Genomic DNA, 21,941 nt, shown 5'->3' with positions numbered 1-21,941 from the left:
AGAATCTTCCAACTGTCTAATTTTACTTCAACAAAAAAATAGTCTTATGAAAAAGTATTTTTTATTAGTTGCTGTATCAAGCACTTTTATCATGTGTAAAAAAGGAGAAGCTACCCAATCTCCGGTGGAAAACATGATTAACTCGGCAGACAATACAGTTGCAGATGTAAGTAAAAAAGTAGACGCCGTTCAGAATAGTGCAGAAGCTGTTTTCGATTCTGCGAGTATTAAAATTAAAGATTTCGAAAAAACAAAAACCGAAGTCACAGAAAAGATAGAGTCTACTTCAAAAACTATCGATTCTTTATCAGATAAAATAACCAACATGAAACTGGAGTCTAAAATTGAGAAAAAGGATTCTTCAAAGAAAAATTCAGAAAAGATTGTCGTAAATATTCCTTCTCCCAAAATCATCAAAGAAACTAAGGTTATCTATAAAGACTACCCGAAAAAGGATAACTTCGAAACTAAAGTTTCGAAAAACAAGATGACTAAAACCGGACTCTTAGAATTGATTGTTGACGATGCTGAAACTGCAAAAGAAATCGTGAAGGACCAGGTACAAAAATATGACGGTTTTATAAAAAGTGAAAATATTTCTTTAAATAACAACGATAAAAAAATTGCTTATCTCAAGGTAAAGGTTCCTATTCAGAAATTTGATTATTTAATGGAAGATTTGAGCCAACACATAGGAAAGGTAGAAAACAAAGGGATTGATGTCTCTGGCCAGGATTTTATCAACAATACTTTATGTGATGTTGAAATTACACTGTACGGAACTGATGAAAATTATATAATAAATAATAGGCCTCAAAGTTTCGGGTCAAAATCGTTGGCCGCAGTCTCTTCAGGATGGAGTGTCATCACTTCAATCTTTCTTTTTATCCTCCCGCTTTGGCCGTTATTCCTGATTGCAGGTATCGTTTATCATTTCTATAAAAAGAAGAACAAAAATCTGCCCGGAAACGAGTAAATACACGGAGAACTATATCAGAATTTTTTTTTAAAATCAAAGCATGATTTAACTTCGGAAAAAAATTGTAATCAAACGATAAAGAAATTAGTATTTCATATATTAATATTTGTGATTTGGTGTAAAGTAAAAGGCTATCAATGCGAGAGCCTTTTGCGATTATTTCATATTCACTATTTTATCCACTACAAACTTAGTATTTCCTCTCCATGGCAAACTTCCGTTGTATTCCTTCTAATGGAGGTCGAAATTTTTTCCGCTGTTTAATTCCAGTTGTTTGAAAACTTCAGCATCTGATACTGAAAATTCAAATTCATAACTCGTAATTGTTCCGCTTTTGCCTCTTCCGAAGCCTTCTTGAATCAATTTACCTTCATATGTTTTGAACACATATCCTTTTTTGATAGCATAATTTAAATATCCGGATTTTACACCTTCTCCGAAAACGAAGAAAAATTTGTACCAGACAAAAACTCCTATTAGCAGTAAAACTACACCCAAAGAGATTAACCAAGTTTTTTTCATGTATTGATATTAGTGTTTTTTTTAATTTAAAGAAATTACTTTGCGATACTTCTGGAAATCACAATTCTCTGAATTTCAGAAGTTCCTTCATAGATTTGTGTGATTTTCGCATCTCTCATCAGTCTTTCAACGTGATATTCTTTTACGTATCCGTATCCGCCGTGAATCTGAACTGCTTCAATCGTAGTATCCATAGCAACCTGAGACGAATACAATTTAGCCATTGCTCCGATTTCAGAAATATCTTTCCCTGCATCTTTTTCCACAGCAGCTTTAAAGCAAAGCATTCTTGCAGCTGTAATCTGAGTAGCCATGTCTGCCAGTTTAAAAGCGATTGCCTGATGATTAATAATTTCCGTTTTGAATGCTTTTCTGGTTTTAGCATATTTCAAAGCCATTTCGTAAGCTCCCGAAGCAATTCCTAAGGCCTGAGAAGCTATACCGATTCTGCCTCCATTCAGCACAGCCATTGCAAAGTTGAATCCGAAACCGTCTTCACCAATTCTGTTTTCTTTAGGTACTTTTACGTTGTTGAAAAGCAAAGAGTGTGTATCACTTCCTCTGATTCCCAATTTGTCTTCTTTCGGCCCGATTTCAAATCCTTCCCAGCCTCTTTCTACAATAAAAGCGTTGATACCTTTATGCTTTTTCTCAGGATCTGTCTGGGCAATAACGATATAATAAGTAGCTGTTCCACCATTCGTGATCCAGTTTTTCACACCGTTTAGAAGGTAGTAATCACCTTTGTCTTCAGCTGTAGTCTTCTGAGAAGTTGCATCAGATCCAGCTTCTGGTTCAGATAATGCAAATGCACCAATTACTTTACCGCTTGCTAATGGTGTAAGATATTTTATTTTTTGTTCTTCAGAAGCATATTTTTCTAGACCGGCGCAAACCAATGAATTATTTACAGACATCACAACAGCTGCAGAAGCATCAATTTTTGCGATCTCTTCCATTGCCAAAACGTAAGAAACACTATCCATACCTGCCCCACCGTATTGTGGATCAACCATCATCCCTAAAAGTCCCATTTCTCCCATTTTCTTTACCTGCTCAGTTGGAAACTTCTGATCTCGGTCTCTTTCGATTACTTCCGGTAATAGTTCGTTTAATGCAAAATCTCTTGCTGCCTGCTGAATCATCAGCTGTTCTTCGGATAAATTAAAGTCCATAAAAATTATAATTAGATGCCCGTAAATTAACACTTTTTACTCAAATCTGAAAAAATATTTGTCAATTGAAAATTGTAAATAGATTTGCGCTATTTTTACAAAAATGCTTATATTTAGAATTCTTTATTAAATATTTAACAAATTATGACCATCAAAAGATTATTCGATATACCCCACTACGCTTTAGAAAAACTCCCTAATAATGTAATGTTTGCAACAAAACATCAGGGCGAGTGGATAAAGACGTCTACTCAGGAGTTTGTCAACCAGGGAAACAAAATTTCTAGAGGGCTTTTAAAACTAGGTATAAAACCAGGCGATAAAATTGCCTTGATCACCACCAACTCTCGTACAGAATGGGCTATCATGGATCTCGGAATTTCACAGATTGGCGTTGTCTCCGTACCCGTATATCCAAGTATTTCTCCCGAAGATTATGAGTTCATCTTTAATAATGCCGAGATAAAATACTGTTTTGTTTCAGATAAAGAACTTTTAGAAAAAGTGATGAAGATCAAGCACAATGTTTCTTCTCTACAAGGTGTTTTTACCTTTGACAATATCACTGGTGCTGCCAATTGGAAAGAAATTTTAGATTTAGGAGAAGATGATTCTACGCAGATTGAGGTGGAAGATCTTTCAAAAGCAATTAATGCAGAAGATTTGGCTACTTTAATATATACTTCGGGAACTACCGGAAAACCAAAAGGTGTTATGCTGACCCACGAAAACATCGTTTCGAATGTGTTAGGTTCTCTTCCTAGGATTCCGAAAAGAAAAAGTTTAGACTATAAAGATACAAGAGTGCTGAGCTTTTTACCGATCTGTCATATTTTTGAGAGAATGCTTTTTTATCTTTTCCAATACAACGGATTTTCAATCTATTTTGCAGAGAGCATTGAAAAAATGGGTGAAAATGTAAGAGAAGTAAAACCGCATTACATGAGCGTTGTCCCGCGACTGGTAGAAAAAGTGTATGATAAAATCTATAACACAGGTTCATCAGCAGGAGGGTTTAAACAAAAAATATTTTTCTGGGCATTGAATTTAATTCAAAAAAAGAAAGAAGTTACAAAACCTTCGGGTCTTTCAGAAATTATTGCCGATAAACTGGTTTTCAAAAAATGGAGAGAAGGTTTGGGAGGTGAAATCATCACATTGGTTTCCGGTTCGGCTGCTTTATCCAAGAGATTGAATTTGATGTTCCAAAATGCCGGAATTCCTATTCTGGAAGGATATGGTTTGACGGAAACTTCGCCGGTAATCTCTGTAAATTCATTTGGTAAAATGAAAGTAGGAACCGTAGGTCACCCTTTGGATAATTTAACTGTAAAAATTCAGGAAGACGGTGAAATTACAGTAAAAGGGCCTTCTGTATTTAAAAGCTATTTTAAGAACGAAGAACAAACCAAAGAAACATTCACCGAAGACGGATTTTTCAAAACCGGAGACATTGGTCATATCGACAGTGAAGGATTTTTACAGATCACCGACCGTAAAAAGGAGATGTTTAAAACATCGGGCGGAAAATATATAGCTCCACAAACCATAGAAAATTTAGCTAAGGCTTCCAAGTTTATTGAGCAGGTAATGGTAGTTGGTGATGGTGAAAAAATGCCTTGCGCATTCGTACAGCCAGATTTTGAATTTGCTAAAAACTGGGCCCTGAGAAACAACCTTAACATCGGTTCTAATCCGCAGGAAATCGCAAAAAGCCCCGAACTGAAAGCGAGAATTGAAAAGGAAATCGACGATATCAACGAGCATCTAGGAAACTGGGAACAGATTAAAAAAATAGAGCTTACGCCAGAAGTCTGGAGCATCGAAGCTGGACTTCTGACTCCTACTTTAAAATTAAAAAGAAAGGCAGTAAAAGAGAAGTTCAAAGACTTGTATGATAAGATGTATGGTCATCACGATTAAAAAAAATGAACCGTTTCAATTTTGAAGCGGTTTTTTATTTAAATACTGTAAGCTCTTACCACCCCGTCAAAAATTCTTTTGAATTTTCGCTACCCCTCATTGAAATAGTGTTGTATTCCTGAAATTAAAGCATAAAAAAACGGCTCCAAAATTTGGAGCCGTTTTTTTATTATAGAGAGGCTGTATTAAAATTTAATGACAGCATTCATTTTTTCTGTTTCTTCATTTACCAATTCGTCGTCAACAAGAATTTTTCCTGAATGTTCGTCGATGATGATTTTCTTTCTCTGAGCGATTTCCATTTGCTTTTGCGGCGGAATTGTAAAGAAAGATCCTTTTGGGGCACCTCTTTCCAAACCTACCACTGCAAGGCCGGTAGAAGAGTTGGCTCGTATTCTGTGGTATGATGCTAATAACCTTTCGTCAATTTTAGAAGCAAATTCTTCAGATTTTTTGATCAGATAATCTTCTTCTTTCTGAGTTTCAGATACCAAACCTTCCAATTCTTCTTTTTTGAATTTAAGGTGATTTTTAAGGTCATCAATTTTAGAGTTCAGCTCGTTTAAAGTTTCTTCTTTATGACCGATTTTTGCTCCAAATTCTTTGATTCTCTTTTCAGAAAGCTGAATCTCAAGTTCCTGATATTCAATTTCTTTTCCTAAAGCTTCGAATTCTTTATTGTTTCTTACGTTGTCCTGTTGAGATTTATATTTTTCAATTAAAGTTTTTGCATGATTGATCACTTCGTTTTTGTTGCTGATCTGATCATTCTGCTCTTTAATCTCTGCATGAAATTTTTCCGCTCTTTTTTCTAGGCCTTCAATCTCGATTTCAAGATCTTCAACTTCGATTGGCAATTCTCCTCTTGTATTTCGGATCTCGTCCAATCTTGAATCGATGATTTGCAAATCGTATAAAGCTCTTAATTTTTCTTCGACTGAAATTTCGGTGATTTTTGCCATATCTATAGGAAATAATTTACTGGGTTTGTTTTTTCACTAGATTTTAAGATTGCAAATGTACTAAATTTTTGTGATAAAATTTCAAATAATTGTTGACTCACCAATTGCTCAGATTCGTAATGCCCAATATCGCAAATCAGCATTTTAGATTCTGCCAGGAAATAATCGTGGTATTTGAGATCTCCTGTAAGATAGGCATCACATTTTTTCGATAATGCCGATTTTATTCCGCTTGCTCCGGAGCCTCCCAAAACTCCTACTCTTTTGATTTTCTTTTGATTAAGATCTGAATGTTTGATGATACTTACATTAAATTTTTCTTTCACAAAACCTAGAAATTCTTTTTCATCCATTTCAATTTCAAATTCGCCATACATTCCTAATCCGGAATATTGATTTTCATTTTCCAGACTATAAATCTGATGAGCGACTTCTTCGTAAGGATGAGCCGACTTCATTGCAGCAACAATCTGATTTTGCTTAAAAGCTTCAAAAATCACTGAAAGCATATCTTCTTTTGCGTTTTCACGTACATATTGCTCTCCTGAAAACGGATTTGAACCTTCAATAGGCCTGAAAGTTCCATTTCCTTCTACTTTATAACTGCATTCGTCATAAAATCCAATATTTCCTGCTCCGGCAGAGAAAAGTGCTTCTTTCACATTTTCAGAATGATCATTCGGAACGTAGACATTTAATTGCTTAAGATTATTTTTTTTAGGCTGTAGGATTTTTAAATCTTTCAACCCTAAAAGGTTACAGATTCCCGCATTAACTCCCTGAAAATCATTATCGAAAGCGGTATGTATGGCATAAATGGCTACTTTGTTTTCAATGGCTTTTAAAACTGCTCTTTCCACATAATTTTTCCCGGTCAGGGATTTTAATCCCGAAAAAATAATCGGATGAAAACATACAATAAAATTACAATTTCTTTGGATCGCCTCATCTACAATATTTTCTAAAGCATCGTGACATATCAGCATTCCTGATACATTTCGTTCCGGCAGACCGCACAGAAGGCCGACATTATCAAAGTCTTCAGCCTGCGGCATATCGATGAGCTTTTCTATTTCTGAAATTACTTCGCGTATTGTCATTTTATTCTGTAAGTTTGTTACGAAAATAGGGATAATTTGCTAAATTTAAAAAAAACTCTGATCATGGAAAGAGAACATAATCTTGTTCCCGGAGACAAATTCTGGAAAAGATTTTTGTACCGTATCATTTACCGTTCTGATACAAAGCTCGGAAAGTTATTTGATGTGGCGCTTCTCTCACTGATTTTGGTGAGCACTTTTATCATCATGATGGAAAGTGTGCCTAAACTGGAAAAAAAATACCATGTTTATTTTATCATTGCCGAATGGATCATCTCATTGTTTTTTTCAGCAGAATATTTTATGCGGATTGCCGTGTTGAAAAACAAAAAACATTATATATTCAGTTTTTTCGGAATTATCGACTTCCTCTCCCTTGTTCCTTTTTATCTGAGTTTTCTTTTTCCTGTGACTAAGTATTTCCTGATTTTCAGAATGCTGAGAATGCTTAGAGTTTTCAGGGTTTTTAATCTTCTTGATTTTATGAATGACGGTTCTGTCATCGTAAAAGCTTTGAAAGGAAGTTCCCGAAAAATTTATATTTTCCTGTTATTTTTAGTTATATTTTCGGTCATCGTCGGTTCGCTCATGTTTATGGTAGAAGGCGGAAGACCTGGTTTTGAAACGATTCCGCAATCAATATATTGGGCGGTGGTTACGGTAACTACGGTGGGTTATGGAGATGTATCACCAATTACGCCGATGGGAAAATTTTTCGCAGTAATTTTAATGCTTGCGGGTTATTCGATCATTGCTGTTCCTACAGGAATTGTAACAGCTGAGATGAGAAACAAAAGACAAAACTTTGAATTAATCTGTGAACGGTGCGGAAATGAAGATATTGACGATGATGCACGATATTGCAAACAGTGTGGCAAGAAATTAGCATAGCATATTTTATCAATAATCTATTAATCAAATACCCAAAAAATCATGGAACCACAAAAGAAAAACACACCCAATATCTGGATCATTATTCTCTTTAGTCTAATCCCGTTAATGATAATCATTTATTTTATATTAGTAACATTTTTTCCTGGTGTATTTTCCGGTATGACTACAGGAGACATTCAGACCATTTCACCGAATAAATAAGATTTTATGTATATTAAAAATGGACAACCTGAATAGGCTGCCCATTTTTTATGCTTACTTTTTGATTATTTTAATAGTTTGTCGCTTATGGTCTTTCATCCATAAAGATAAAATATACACACCGGATCTAAGATCTTGCAAATGAATCAGCGAAGTAGGATTTTCAATTGTTTTAATCAATTTTCCGGACATATCAGTAATGGTTGCCGACTCAATATTTTCAACACTTGAAATATTCAAGACATCCGTAAAAGGATTTGGATATATTTTTACTTTGCTTCTGATTGTGGAGACTGTTGATTCTGTCCCCAAAGTATTCGTTAAAATATTAATGCTGAAAATATCTTCCATCTCATTATCTGAACTATCATAATGACCCACATTTACGTAGTAAGTAGTTCCTGAAATTGTGGGTATTGTGAGTATTTCTGATTCACCATCTCCACCATCGTCCTCTGTTTCTACACACGCCAATGAGCCACAGCTTCCGGTAAAAACTCCGACTTGCGGATCAAAACTGCTTCCTGAAGGCATCGTAACAATAATATCAAAATTGCCACCATTTCCAACAAAGCTGAACCACGTTCCGTCATTCATACCATCTGTACAGGTGGTTAAAAACCCCGAATTGTTAGTTGCTCCAGATGCATCAAGTTGGGTATATGAGTATGGAAAATTTGTTGCCGATATAGCACCTGTACATGCATCATTTGCAGGCGGCGGCGGGATACTTCCAACACAAATTGTAAAACTCTGGTTGCTTCCTGCACCATTATAACTGTATACTCTTAGATAATAGGTTGCTCCTACCGTTAATCCTGAAACCAAAGAAGAAGCAGGATCTGAACACAAAATACTTGTTAAATTACCACAAGACCCACTAAAAACCTGAAAATATAAATCTTCGCTAAAAGTGGTTCCTACCGATGCAATATCCGTAAGTGAAATCTTGTGAGTTGCAGCCGTGGCTACAAATTTAAACCAGACATCGTCGTCAGGATTTCCGTAACAAGGGCTCGCAACCAATCCTGAACCTGTAGCGCCTAAAGTATACCCTTGAACTGAAGATGCACAGACAGCGTTTGGATTTACAGTAAGCGTTATGGCATTTACACATTCATCATTTACCGGCTGTCCGGGGGCTGTCCTAAACATGATATTTGAGCAACCTTGTGATTCTCCCACAGCATTTAGAGCAGTAACTTTTAAATAATAAACGGTATTTGCCGTTAAAGTTTGAGGAACTAAAAGACTGCTTGTGCTTACCAATTGCTGATTGATAATATCTGTACCACCCGGTACTGTACCCAATGAGACCTTATATCCTGTAGCTCCTGAAACGGCATTCCACTCGATTGTTGGAGATAAAGGAACAAATGATGTATTGTTGACGGGGTAAATCACATTGGGACATGCAATCGTAGCATTTGCAGTCAGACCATTAAATGTAATAACAGATTTTTGATCATCCCGAACTCCGTTTGGCGGAAAGAGCGGATTTGGGTTTGTGTTATCGCTCTGGTAATATAAGAGAGAATTTGCAGCAGAACCAAAATTGTAAAATGCGTTGGCAAAACCGTTCTCATCATATCCCGGAGCATTTTCTTCTGCAGCAACTATTAAGTTATTTAAATTGTTATAAGCAAATGGTACAGGTAAAACGACCGTAACCACACCATTAACATTGGTAACAGTTCCTGAAAAGACCTGTGTAAGCTGAGAAACAGGGATCCAATCTGAACTTGAAGTAAAGCCCGTTTTTGAAGTTGTACCTAAATAGATAACCCAATTTGAAGAATTTGCAATTACAGAAGATGGATTTAAGTAAAATTTAAGTCCAGTAATGTTGCCCGCAGCATTTGCATTAATTTCATTCTTTGTAAATATCTGCTGTACGTAAGAATATCCGTAATATGTACTTACGGGCGCTGTCCCAACGGTTGTATTTCCTGCACCTAAAGTGATCTGGGCATTTAAAACCAGATTTAGTAAAAAAAGGCACGCAAGTAAAAGTTTTTTCATATATCTAAATTTTTAACAAAAATTTTATGCAAATTTATAACATTTTAGTAGTTATAATTTTACATTTTTAATAATAATATGTTACAACTAAAAATGGCGACTTAAAAAGCCGCCATTATAAGTTTAAAATTTAAATTGATTATTTTTTAATTGCTTTAATTGTTTGTTTAGAACCATCATTCATGTTCAGTATAACCATATAGAGTCCAGATTTCAATTCTTCCAAATGAAGAGCTGAAGCCGGTTTATCTATTGATTTCACTAATCTGCCGGCAATATCCACTACTGTTACTGACTTCACATTAGTTACATCTGAAATATTCAAGACATCTGAGAATGGATTTGGATAAGCTTTGATGTTATTTCTAACATAAGAAACCTCAGAAGTTGCAAGAGATATTGGCTCAACAATTAAGTTATCGATAAAGAAATCGACATCATTTGTATCTGCCACACTTCCATTGGTCGCATAAAATGCAAATTTGGTGTTAGCTCCCATGTAAGAAGTTAGATCGAGTGAATATTGTGTGGATGTATTTGACACTGCACTAGCTTCGTTCCACGTTTGTAATACCGTCCAAGTAGTACCGCCGTCTTGGGAAACAACAAACTGCACCACATCATCTGATCCCATTGTGCCAGCTGTTGTATCTCCATATTGAGTCAATCCGTAATCAAACTTTACTCGATACCCTCCTGCAGAAAGATCAAATACCGGTGTAATTAGCCAGGAATCAAATGTAGTAGGAAAAAATGAGCTTGTATACAAATTAACTTTCATTGCACCTGTATATCCGTTATTTAAGAATCCATCCTCATACCAATTTGAATACGTTCCTGAAGGACCAGTTGCTGGTGTTCCTGTATCTGCATTTGACCAGCATACATTCACTCCTGATGCAAAATCAAATGTAAAATTTGGTACCACTACACCACATAACGTAGTGAAAGATGCTGCTGAAGACCAGTCGCTTTTTGTAGTTGTGGTACAGACAGATCTTACCCAGACATAATATGTAGTGATAGATGATAATCCGGATAATGTTGCAGTAATGGTAGGACTAGCCACCGATGCTGTCGCTGCAGTAGTAGAAGAAGGTGATGCACTAGAAGTAGAAAGATAATATTCATATCCTACACCCACCGTTGAAGTGGGAGCAACCCAAGATAGTGTGGCAGAAGTAGAGCTCACAGCCGTTACTGACAAACCATTGGGAGCTAAACAACTTGGTGCTGCGCCAATATTTACTGTATAATCATGTGCTTCCCCATATCCGTCAATATTACATGGAATTGGCGCAGTGTTATACCGATCGGCAACCCGCATTCTATGCAGACCTACAGGAGCGGTAGCAGGAATTGCAATTGAACTGTTGGTAGCTATGTTTGAACCCGAAACACTGCTTCCAGTTGCCACTAATTCCGTGGATGCATCGAACGTACCGTCATTATTGAAATCAATCCATATCGCTACATTCTGACTACCGTAATCATGAGTAATTGAAAACGGATAATTTACACCAGCATTCATACTTATGGTCTGAGCGGTAAAATCACCGTAAGCACCGGTAGAGCAACCGGTATCTAAGTGGCTGAAGTTTGCATTTGGAATTTCAAAACTGTCGATCTGATCTCCATCATTACAACCGCTAGAAAATTCCGGCACACAATACGTCTGAGCAGATGTAATTAACCCGAAGGCTAAAAAACCTGTTAGTAAAACTTTTTTCATTATATTAATTTATGATTAAAAGTCTAAATTAACTATATATTACAATAACAACAATAGATTTTTAATAAATTATCAAAATTTAACACAATGTTGATCAGGTATACATAAAATTACAAGTTAGTTCTTACTAAATTTTAATCTATTTTGAAATTCACTAAAAATTGGAACGTACACATTCTAGTTAAAAGTCAAAAAAATAGCGACCATAAGGTCGCTATCTCAATTTAAATTAAAAAATCTACTTTTTAATTGCTTTTACTGTTTGTTTAGAACCGTCATTCATATTCAGGACCACTATATACATCCCAGATTTCAATTCTCCTAATTGAAGAGCTGAACCTGGTTTTTCTATAGTTTTCACTAATCTTCCTGCAATATCAATAACAGATACTGATTTTACATTTTTCACATCTGAGATATTTAAGACATCTGCAAATGGATTAGGATAAACTTTTATTCCTTTTTCATTAGAAATAATTTCGCCTGTACCAAGCGCAGAAGCTATTTCTGCATAAGATAAATAACCTGTGTAACTAGCAGTTGCTAATGCAGTTGTAGATTGTGTAGTATTTGGTGTACCGGCAGCAAAAGTGCCTGAAGTACCAAATAAACTATCATATACTCCACTTGCAGTTGGTGCGATTACCGGGAAATTAACATTTGTAATTGCATTATCTCCTAATCTTACATTAATTGTAGTGAAAGTACCAGATACTAAAGGTGCTTCCCATCTTCTTGTTGTAGATAAATTTTGAATCGTAGCAGTAGATGCAGTTCCCGAGTTAGTATCGAATGCTTCTGCCTTCATATTAGTTACCGCAGTAGTTGCTGGTGCTAAAGAAATTGGAGCATAAGCTGCTTTACCTACAGGATATAGGATATAACTTGTATTCGTATTAGCAGAAGCAATCGTTCTTGCAAACGGCCCCACTACATAGGCATTAGCACTACCTCCTGATAACGTACCTGCTGCTGTTGCTGTACCTAAAGTTAACAAATTAGTTGTAGTTGTATTTACTTTACCTGCTGTAAGTGTTAAAGTTCCACTTACGGATAGCGGTACATTGAGTGTTACCCCTGCTAAACTTGTATTATTTACAGTAAAACTACTTAAACTAGCTGTAGGAGAAGCTGTTAAATTTCTAAATATTCCAGTTCCTGAAATTGTTTGAGCAGTAGTTGCTGCTGAAGCAGCAGCATTAGTCCAAGTAGCAAGGTTTAATGTACTAGTACTTGATAGCGTACCATTATTAATAATATTACCTGCTAAGTAAGTGGCTGAGGCCAATCTATATTCTCCTTGATTAACCACCAAATTACCTAAAATACCTATACTGCTAGTAGTACTTACAAAACGATTGGTTGCAGTGGCTGCATCTACCAATACATTTCCTAAGCTGTAATATCCAGAGCCAGGAAATAAATATATACCAAAGCCACCTGTATTACCTCCTGCTGTAACAGAGGTACCATCTCCAAATTTAACTGTGTGGTTAGTACCAGCTACAGCTCCACCAGATGGCACATTTACACTTAGTGCATAATCACTTGTGCTAGTACCAGCATGAGGGTCTACTATTGTTAAAATACCTCCAGTAAGGTTAATATTAGATGCAGTAGTAGCTGTAACTCTCACTAATGGCGTTCCTGTAATAACACTATTAGCTATTGTACCATCACTACCATCAACATTAATATTACCACCACTTTGGTTAAAAGTAGATCCTGAATTATTCATTAAATTTCCATTAATATTCAATACTCCTCCAGACACAGTCAGTGTTCCGTTGTTAGTAAGGAAATTGTTATTTAATGTACAACCTACTGTTAAATCTCCCGAAGCATTTACTAATGTTCCACCCGCATTGATAGTGATGTTTTTAGAAGCATTGCTTGTTGAGTTTACCGTAACCGTAGTACCGGCTGTAATTTGTACCAAATCAGTACATGACGGTACAGCACCTTTATTCCAAGTTGCAGCGTTATTCCAGTTTCCGTTTACTATAGATGCAAAAGGAATATCCGAAGCTGCAATACCTAGATAATAAGTGTCAGCTAAATTAGCCAATGGAACAACTGTTCTCTGTGCATTTACATAACTTGTTCCTGCCTGGTGCGTTCCCAAAGCGGGCGCTGATGCCAAAGTTATTCTACTGTTACCAGTAGCTGAAGGATAGATATTCTGTGCGTTTATCGCCATATTATATGTAGGCGTTCCAGTAATTCCTGATTGAGAAACAACCCAATTAGATTTTGCTTGAGTATCTACAGTATAAGTTCCGTCTACGATGTTCACAGTATTTGTTCCTGCTACATCATTGTATTTTACAGCAATTTTTCCACCTGTAGTTGCAGCTGTTGTTTGGTTCAAGTAAAGATTTCTTGCAACAAAAGCTGTTGATGTTCCTGTAGCAAAAGGATAAGCTCCTGTTGCTGGTGATGATGCTGTAGCAGTAGTAGTAGATGCTGCAATAGAAGTTCCCCCTGTTGCAGTTCCCCACCATCTGGTTAAAGTAGATCCTGTACTAAATCCACCAGCAGTATAGCTTAATGAACCTGGAGTAGCAGCAGAAATTCCTAATATAAATGCATTCGCTCCTGTGTTTACAAATCCTGTTGTCAATGTTAATGTTCCTGATACAGTACCAGTATTCGTCCCGTTTAATAAAGAATTTGCGTCTGCAAATGTTACTCCTGTTGAAGAACTATTATTGATCGTTACACTTGTAAAGTTAGCTGTCGGAGAAGCTGTTAAATTCCTGAATACTCCAGAACCACCTACAGACTGAGCTGTCGTTTGTGCAGTAACTGTAGGAGTTGACATATCAGCTTGGGCAACTTGTCCAAACACTAAAGTTCCTGTATTGGTTAAAGTACCACTGTTAACAATATTTCCACCAACAACTTGGGTAGTAGTTCCTCCTCTATATTCCCCTGCAGTAACTGTTAAATTACCATTTATAACTACCGCTGTAGAACTTGAAGCTACAAAAGCATTTGCAGATGATAAAGAATTAACAATAACATTACCAAAATAAAATCTGGTGGCTAATGCAGTTTCGAAACCTTTAGTACTGTTTGCAACTGTTGAAACACCATCTCCAAACTGTACGGTATGTGCATTAGTAATATTTGGATAAGGGGTTGTAGTTGGTACATAAGTAATTACTCTATCAGCTGTTGCCGTACCAATATGGCCCGCAACTATGGTTAGTTTTCCACCAGTAAGATTTACGTTGTTAGACTGAAACCAAACCAATGGTGTCCCAGTCAATACTGATGTCGCAACTGTTCCTGAATTCCCATCTACAACAATTGATCCTGCTGTTTGATTGAATGTAGAATTCGTAGCATTGTTAATATTTCCATTTACATTTAATGTTCCGGAAACGCTTAGAATACTGTTGTTATTCAAATAATTATTTTTATTTGTACAACCTATATTTAAGGTAGATCCCGTAGTGATATTCAATGTACCATTGTTTATGATAGAAGAAGCATTTGCTGAAACGGTTGTTGCGTCTAAAGTAACTGTATGTCCAGCAGATACTGCTACAATATCAGTACACGTAGGCGCCACTCCTGTTGACCATATCGCACCATTTTCCCATTTACCGGAAGCGATTGTTGATAATGGAAGTTCTGTTCCTATCACCCCTAGTGTATAATTTCCAACTATTGATGTTGCAGGAACTGCAGTTCTTTGCCCAAGAGGCAAATTTGTACCTGCTTGATGGGTACCAACTAATGCTGATCCTATTAATAGTCTAGCATTCGCAGTAGTTGCTGCATAAGCTCCTTGTGCTGAAGCTGCAAAAGTATGGTCAGCTGTAGCTGCGTAACCCGCAGATGTAGATACTGCCCATTTGCTATTAGTTTGTCTATCAAAAGTCAAAGAATTTTCAGTTACAGGTGTAATAGCTACAGTTCCTGTACCCGCTGTAAATGTTACAGCCATTTGACCAGCAGCAGTTAATGCTGTTGTGGCTCTATGAAAATGATTGGCATTGTATGCTCCTGCTACACCGGTAACAAAAGGATATGACCCTGCACCAAGTGTAGGATTTGCAGCAGCGGTAATTGAGGTTCCTGTACCTGCTGTACCAAACCATCTACTAAATGTTGAACCTGAGCCAAAACCTCCAGCTGTATAACTTAATGTACCAACTGTAGTTCCGCTAATACCCAGTAAAAAAGTATTAGAACCTGTATTTACAATACCATTTGTAAAAGTCAATGTTCCCGAAACTGTACCTGTATTTGCACCACTTAGTAATGAGTTAGCATTTGCAAAAGTAACACCTCCAGCACTTGAATTATTGATCACTAATGATGTAAAATTTGCTGTTGGCGAAGCTGCTAAATTTCTAAAAACCCCACTCCCTGATAGAGTTTGAGCGTTAGTTGTTGCACCAAGAGTGGTTCCAGTGGTTCCTGTCATCAACCCTAATCGAAGTCCTGACGTATTGCTCTGAGTAAATATACCATTATTTGTAATATTACCCGCTACAGAAACTCCTTGCCCTGCATTGGTAAGATCTAGTAATTCAGCTCCAGAAGCAATATTTAAATTACCACTGCAATTAAGTCCACCACCACCAGAAACAGCATTTGTCTGAACAGCAAAAGAACCAGTACCTCCATTAATATTTACATTTCCAAGCATTAAAAGTGCACTACTTACATAACAGTCTACGAAATACCCGAAGGCAGCAGTAGATGCCTGAGTTGCAGGACCGAATGTTGTATTGTGAGCAGGCCCAAAAGTTCTTCCAGTAGTGCTGCCTCTAAATGCAAATGCTGCACCACCAGAACTCGTAGCTGTACCCGCAAAATGTGGATTAACGATAGTTATGCTACCTCCTGTAACTGAAATTGTTCCTGTTGAATAGTTTGTAGCACTTGTACCAAATGAAAATAAATCAGTTGAAATAGGTACACTAGTAGCAGATGCTCCACTATTTCCATCTACAACTATAGACCCACTTGATTGATTAAAACTACTTCCTGAAGCAAAAAGAATACTCCCATTCACATTCAGAGTACCCCCAGAGATAGTTAATGTTCCACCATTATTAATAGTAAGATTCGAATTATTTGCACTCGGTATACTAACTGTAAGCATATTTGCCGCAACAGTTAAGCTTCCAGAGTTAATTGTGAGTTGCCTTACTGATGCACTTGATGGTAGCGTCATTGCAGCACCATTTTGTACAACAAAAATGTCTGCATTGCTAATGCTCGTGGGTAAAGTGCCTGTACCATCTGTAGCAGTACCCCAACTGCTTACAGCTGTAAAATCCGTGGCCGAGGCTTTAGAATAATACGTGGTTTGTGCTTTCATTGATGCAAAACAGCAGAGCAATAAGAGCCAAAGATAAGTTTTTCTCATACTTAGTTAAATTAAAATTAGGGGGTAAAATTACTAAATATTTGCAATACAATTCAAAAATTGTCTTAATTTTTTATACACATTATAATAAAAACGCAAAATAATTAAACATATATCAAACAATCATTTGAATATGTATCAAACTTATCTGAACTTAAAAAAATAATATATTGATTATCAATATATTAATACAAAATAATACATTTTGATCAATATTAGAATTCTAGAATTAAAATTGCAGTTTATAATTATTATAAACAAAAAGTGACCTTGAAGTCACTTTAAATTGGTTTATTTTTAATCTAGTTGAGATAAAACTCATATTTATTCAGCAGCTGAATTTCCTTAATCAGATCTCCGTTCAGATCAACAGAATATTTCATTGATTGTAATTCAATATAAGAATTTTCTTCCGGGTTTTTAATGAAAATTTTAAATTTCTGATCGCCTTTATTCTGGTCAAGAATATTTCTGAAAAATTCCAGGTCCTCCTTTCGGAAATCCATAATATCCATAACCAAAGAGATGCTTTTCGCAAATTTTTCAAAAGCTTCCTGAAGTTCAATAACATCTACAACGTTTACAAAAACACGTCCGTCTTTTACCTGCGCAAATTTTATTTTTAAAATTACAAAACGTTGAACTTCAAGTTTTTCCTTCAGCCGCATATAATCCCGGTCACCCAATCTGAAAGAATAGGAACCCGAATAATCCTCAAGCGTTAAAAATGCCACTTTTTCACCACTTTTAAACCCATCTTTCACCACATATTCAGTGATTAAGCCTGCTACGGTATATTCTTTTCCACTACCACCATTTTCTCTTTCTTTTTGTAACGTCTTCCAGTCTTTCTTTTTTTCTTCAAATAGTTCCGGTGGCTTATTGGCAAATGCCTGTTCTTTGTATGCATCTACCTCATCAAGATTTAAAAATCCAAAATGGCCTCTTGGTTCTGCTTTTTTCGCTATTTCTTCTATCATCTCTTCTTCTCCGATGATAACATCATCAGAAATAATTTCCGTAATATCTACAGTATCGTCTTTATCATCAACTTCTAGAATCGGAACGTCATCAATTACCACTTTTACCTCTTCTTCTTTCTCAAGAACTGCTTTTTTCGAAAGCTTACCCTGCATAAACTGGTAATGATATTTGAATTCATCTAAAGGATGCGCAGAAAGATAAAAGCCAATGATTTCTTTTTCTTTGTTCAGTTTATGCATATTTGGCCATTCCGGGCAGGGAGCTAACTTTGGCTGCTCAATCTGAACTTCATCAGCAAAATCTGCAAAAAGAGAATTTTCCATCTCATTTTTACTTTCCTGAAAGCTTTGTCCGTACCTGATCAGGCGTTCCAGATTGGTTCTTCCTGCCATATCAATGTCAAAATATTGGCCTCTGTGATACATGCTGAATTCATCAAAAGCACCTGCAAGTACCAGACTTTCAGCTACCCTTTTATTCATTTGCGAAGGCGGAATTCTTTCAAAAAAATCATAAATGTTTTTAAATCGTCCGTTTATTCTTTCTTTCGTAATTCCTTCACTCGGGCCCTCGCCAATTCCTTTAATGGCACCCAAACCAAAACGGATCTGTCCCTTTTCGTTTACTGAAAATTTATAATGAGATTCATTGACGTCGGGTCCCAGAACATCAACGCCGATACTTTTACAATCTTCCATAAACATGGTGATTGAATCGGTGTTATTGATGTTATTGCTCATCACACTTGCCATATATTCTGCAGGATAATTTGCTTTTAAATAGGCTGTCTGATAAGCTATTAATGCATAACAGGTAGAGTGAGATTTGTTAAAGGCATATTCTGCAAACGCTTCCCAATCCTTCCATATTTTGTTTAGTTTAACTTCATCTAGATTATTTTCTTTTCCGCCATTCAAGAATTTCGGAAACATCTTATCCAATGTCGGCCGGTCTTTTTTACCCATCGCTTTTCTCAAAGTATCGGCTTCACCTTTCGTAAAATTGGCTAATTTTTGAGACAGAAGCATTACCTGTTCCTGGTAAACGGTAATTCCGTAAGTCTCTTTTAGATATTCTTCCGTTTCAGGTAAATCATAAACGATTTCCTCAATTCCGTGTTTTCTGTTGATAAAATTTGGAATATATTTAATAGGTCCCGGTCTGTACAAGGCATTCATGGCAATTAAATCTGCAAATACCGTTGGCTTCAACTCTCGCATGTACTTCTGCATTCCCGGGCTTTCGTACTGGAAAATCCCAATCGTTCTTCCTTCTTTAAATAACTGATAAGTTTTGGTGTCATCCAGAGGAATTGTATCCGGATCAATATCTATATTGTGCCTTTGCTTAATTAATTTTAAAGCATCTTTAATAATGGTCAGTGTACGTAGACCCAAAAAGTCCATCTTCAAAAGACCTGCACTTTCCGCCACAGAGTTGTCGAACTGAGAAACCAAAATATCAGCATCTTTTGCAGCAATCGTTACCGGAACAAGATTACTTACATCTTCAGGTGTAATGATGACTCCACATGCATGAATCCCGGTATTTCTGATGCAACCTTCCATTTTTTTTGCACTCACAAGCACATCAAATCGAGGATCATCAGAATTATCTAAAATAAACCTCATTTCATCAACCAGCATCTGGTCTTCAGGTCTCAGCTTATCATATTTTGCCAGTGCTTTAGCAATGTTCATTCCCGGACTTGGCGGAATGAGTTTGGCAATATTATTTGTATCAGGAATCGGTAAATCCAAAACTCTTCCGGCATCTTTAATCGCTGACTTCCCTCCCAAAACCGAATAGGTTATAATCTGTGCTACCTGGTTTTTACCGTACTTTTCAACGACCCATTTGATGATTTTATCCCGTCCTTCGTCATCAAAATCGATATCTATATCGGGCATCGAAACTCTTTCAGGATTCAAGAATCTTTCAAATAGTAAATCATATTTAATAGGGTCAACATTGGTAATTCCTGTGCAATAAGCAACTGCAGATCCTGCAGCAGATCCTCGACCGGGACCAACCCAAACTCCCATATTCCGGGCTTCGTTACAAAAATCCTGTACGATCAGGAAATATCCCGGATATCCTGTGTTGGCAACAACTTCTAGCTCAAAATCCAGACGTTCTTTAATTTCAGTAGTAATTCCTGTCTCAGCATATCTTTTTTTCGCTCCTTCGTAGGTCAAATGTGTCAAATACGCCATTTCGCCACGTTTTCCTCCATCAACTTCATCTTCTAAATGAAGAAACTCTTCCGGAATATCAAATTTGGGGAGCAATACATCCCTTTTTAAAGTATAGGGACTGAATTTTGCAAAAAGTTCATCATATGCATCAAACGCATCGGGATATGCTAAAAAGGTTTCCTTAATTTCATGAGCATTTTTAATGTAATATTCTCCTGTTGCCAAACCTCTTCGCTTCCCAAAACCTTTTCCAACAGGCGTTGTCAGCTTTTCGCCATCTTTGATACAACTTACAATATCCTGAATATTAGAATCGTCTTTATTGGTATAATAGGTTTGATTTTGCGCTAAAATTTTAACGTTATATTTGTCTGCAAAATGTAAGAGAACATCATTCAGGTGTTCCTCTTCAGGCAGTTTATGGTTTTGAATCTGAACATAAAAATCATCTTCAAAAGTATCTTTCCACCATTTGAAAAGCTCCTCTCCTTTTTGCTCACCTGTATTTAAAATCGCATCCGGAATATCTCCGTTGATTCCCGAAGTCAGAGCAATCAATCCTTCTTTATATTCAGAAATTAATTCCCGGCTAATCCTCGGAACTCCGAAATAGAAACCTTTTAAAAATCCAATACTTGAAAGTTTGGCTAAATTTTTATAGCCGTTAAAATCTTTCGCCAACAAAACAACCTGTGCTCTTCTGTCGGGATCGTCTTTGGTAAACTGTTTCTGCTCATAACGGTCTGAAATGAAAAATTCACATCCTACAACGGGAATCAACGGTTCGGAAATTGGTTCAGCTTCATTAAATTCAGTTCCGTTTTCTTCTGCTTCCTGTTTTTTGGTTAAAAATTCTTTATGCTTTTTAGAGCGATCCGAGTTGGTAGATTCTACAGCTGAAACGAATTTAAAAGCTCCCATCATATTTCCCAAATCAACCATTCCGACTGCAGGAAAATTGTCTTCTGTAGCTTTTTTAATTAAATCTGAAATGCTCGAAGTCGCTGTCAGCGTTGAAAAAACACTTTTATTATCGAAATTGAAATATTTTCCTAAATCAATATCATCAATGCTCCCAACATCAGATTGTTTTTTCTTATTGTTAAAATCTGCAACCTGCCTTCTGATAATGATCCCAAAAGGTTTTATAGGATTCGGATGCAGTGTCTTGAAATAGGCCAGCTGATCTTCAGAAGTTTTCAAAATCTCAGCAGGAATGATCCCAATACGCATCATTTCAAAGAAAACCTGAGCCGTTGCATTTACATCAGCTGCAGCATTGTGCGCTTCATCAAACTTATGACCGTATAATTTTTCGTACAATTCTTCGAGTTTTGGCGATTTGTATTTCCCGCCTCTTCCGCCTCCGAGCTGACAATAATCTGTTCCCAGAATCATCGTATCGGCTTTTGGTTTTTCCTGAAGATTATCTTTAATATTTTTTCTGAAAAATTCGGCTCCCACAATGTTGTAATCAAACTCAACATTGTGCCCGGAAACAACTCTTACTCTTTCTAAAACTTCAGCAAATTCTTTTAAAATCTCTTCAAGATCTCTACCTTCATCATTCGCAATTTTGGTTGTAATTCCATGAATTCTTGCTGCGTTAAATGGTATATCATAACCTTCCGGTTTAATTATATAATCCTGGTTTTCAAGCAAATTACCATCATCATCATGCAATTGCCAAGCTATCTGAACCATTCTTGGCCAGTTGTCTGAATCTGAAAGCGGAGCGTTGAAATTTTTTGGTAAACCTGTGGTTTCTGTGTCAAAAACTAAATACATAAATATTGTCTGACTTTTATTTAAAAAAATAATGTAAAGTTAGTGTAATTTTTGCTGTTTTTAGCAATT

At 36.4% G+C, this 21,941-nt stretch carries 10 protein-coding genes and 1 pseudogene; 3 read left to right on the top strand and 8 right to left on the bottom strand.

All coding sequences use genetic code 11. The features are described 5' to 3' along the window. Positions 1-46: 46 nt before the first annotated feature. Positions 47-976 carry a DUF4349 domain-containing protein gene (locus K0U91_RS11530; RefSeq protein ID WP_220179732.1) on the top strand — a complete coding sequence of 310 codons (930 nt, stop codon included), beginning with the start codon at positions 47-49 and terminating at the stop codon, positions 974-976. Positions 977-1,135: 159 nt separating this feature from the next. Here the strand turns inward: K0U91_RS11530 and K0U91_RS11525 are convergent. Further along, positions 1,136-1,501, bottom strand: a pseudogene (locus tag K0U91_RS11525) (hypothetical protein). A 35-nt stretch (positions 1,502-1,536) separates the two neighbouring features. Beyond that, a complete protein-coding gene (locus K0U91_RS11520; RefSeq protein ID WP_220179731.1) occupies positions 1,537-2,676 on the bottom strand; it encodes an acyl-CoA dehydrogenase in 1,140 nt (379 codons plus the stop codon). Positions 2,677-2,820: 144 nt separating this feature from the next. Between K0U91_RS11520 and K0U91_RS11515 the strand changes: the two genes are divergently transcribed. Continuing rightward, a complete protein-coding gene (locus K0U91_RS11515; RefSeq protein WP_220179730.1) occupies positions 2,821-4,599 on the top strand; it encodes an AMP-dependent synthetase/ligase in 1,779 nt (592 codons plus the stop codon). Between the two features lie 185 nt (positions 4,600-4,784). On the opposite strand, the gene K0U91_RS11510 is transcribed toward K0U91_RS11515, so the two are convergent. Together K0U91_RS11510 and K0U91_RS11505 are read right to left on the bottom strand one after the other, a co-directional pair. Then, positions 4,785-5,561 (bottom strand): zinc ribbon domain-containing protein, encoded by a 777-nt coding sequence (locus K0U91_RS11510; RefSeq protein WP_219969517.1) that lies wholly within the window; start codon positions 5,559-5,561, stop codon positions 4,785-4,787. A 2-nt stretch (positions 5,562-5,563) separates the two neighbouring features. Next, positions 5,564-6,661 (bottom strand): Nif3-like dinuclear metal center hexameric protein, encoded by a 1,098-nt coding sequence (locus tag K0U91_RS11505; protein ID WP_219969518.1) that lies wholly within the window; start codon positions 6,659-6,661, stop codon positions 5,564-5,566. Between the two features lie 63 nt (positions 6,662-6,724). Between K0U91_RS11505 and K0U91_RS11500 the strand changes: the two genes are divergently transcribed. Then, positions 6,725-7,552 (top strand): ion transporter, encoded by an 828-nt coding sequence (locus K0U91_RS11500; protein WP_219969519.1) that lies wholly within the window; start codon positions 6,725-6,727, stop codon positions 7,550-7,552. A 258-nt stretch (positions 7,553-7,810) separates the two neighbouring features. On the opposite strand, the gene K0U91_RS11495 is transcribed toward K0U91_RS11500, so the two are convergent. The 4 genes from K0U91_RS11495 to dnaE all read right to left on the bottom strand — a co-directional run bounded on the left by K0U91_RS11495 (position 7,811) and on the right by dnaE (position 21,872). Beyond that, positions 7,811-9,778, bottom strand: coding sequence for a T9SS type A sorting domain-containing protein (locus K0U91_RS11495; protein ID WP_220179729.1), 1,968 nt, complete (start codon positions 9,776-9,778; stop codon positions 7,811-7,813). A gap of 139 nt (positions 9,779-9,917) precedes the next feature. After that, the gene (locus K0U91_RS11490) at positions 9,918-11,510 is read right to left on the bottom strand and encodes a GEVED domain-containing protein (protein ID WP_220179728.1); all 1,593 of its coding nucleotides are present in this window, start codon (positions 11,508-11,510) and stop codon (positions 9,918-9,920) included. 238 nt (positions 11,511-11,748) lie between these two features. Further along, complete coding sequence (locus K0U91_RS11485; RefSeq protein WP_220179727.1) at positions 11,749-16,902, bottom strand: T9SS type A sorting domain-containing protein; 5,154 nt, start codon at positions 16,900-16,902, stop codon at positions 11,749-11,751. Positions 16,903-17,204: 302 nt separating this feature from the next. After that, positions 17,205-21,872 (bottom strand): DNA polymerase III subunit alpha, encoded by a 4,668-nt coding sequence (gene dnaE / locus K0U91_RS11480; RefSeq protein ID WP_220179726.1) that lies wholly within the window; start codon positions 21,870-21,872, stop codon positions 17,205-17,207. Positions 21,873-21,941: the final 69 nt, after the last annotated feature.

Source organism: Chryseobacterium sp. LJ668 (assembly GCF_019613955.1).
GTDB lineage: Bacteria > Bacteroidota > Bacteroidia > Flavobacteriales > Weeksellaceae > Chryseobacterium.
This window is presented reverse-complemented; position numbering and strand designations above follow the sequence as displayed.

Excerpts from the sequence above, each read along its gene's own strand:
- K0U91_RS11530 (WP_220179732.1), top strand. The coding sequence starts at position 47 with ATGAAAAAGTATTTTTTATTAGTTGCTGTATCAAGCACTTTTATCATG.
- K0U91_RS11520 (WP_220179731.1), bottom strand. The coding sequence starts at position 2,676 with ATGGACTTTAATTTATCCGAAGAACAGCTGATGATTCAGCAGGCAGCA.
- K0U91_RS11515 (WP_220179730.1), top strand. The coding sequence starts at position 2,821 with ATGACCATCAAAAGATTATTCGATATACCCCACTACGCTTTAGAAAAA.
- K0U91_RS11510 (WP_219969517.1), bottom strand. The coding sequence starts at position 5,561 with ATGGCAAAAATCACCGAAATTTCAGTCGAAGAAAAATTAAGAGCTTTA.
- K0U91_RS11505 (WP_219969518.1), bottom strand. The coding sequence starts at position 6,661 with ATGACAATACGCGAAGTAATTTCAGAAATAGAAAAGCTCATCGATATG.
- K0U91_RS11500 (WP_219969519.1), top strand. The coding sequence starts at position 6,725 with ATGGAAAGAGAACATAATCTTGTTCCCGGAGACAAATTCTGGAAAAGA.
- K0U91_RS11495 (WP_220179729.1), bottom strand. The coding sequence starts at position 9,778 with ATGAAAAAACTTTTACTTGCGTGCCTTTTTTTACTAAATCTGGTTTTA.
- K0U91_RS11490 (WP_220179728.1), bottom strand. The coding sequence starts at position 11,510 with ATGAAAAAAGTTTTACTAACAGGTTTTTTAGCCTTCGGGTTAATTACA.
- K0U91_RS11485 (WP_220179727.1), bottom strand. The coding sequence starts at position 16,902 with ATGAGAAAAACTTATCTTTGGCTCTTATTGCTCTGCTGTTTTGCATCA.
- dnaE (WP_220179726.1), bottom strand. The coding sequence starts at position 21,872 with ATGTATTTAGTTTTTGACACAGAAACCACAGGTTTACCAAAAAATTTC.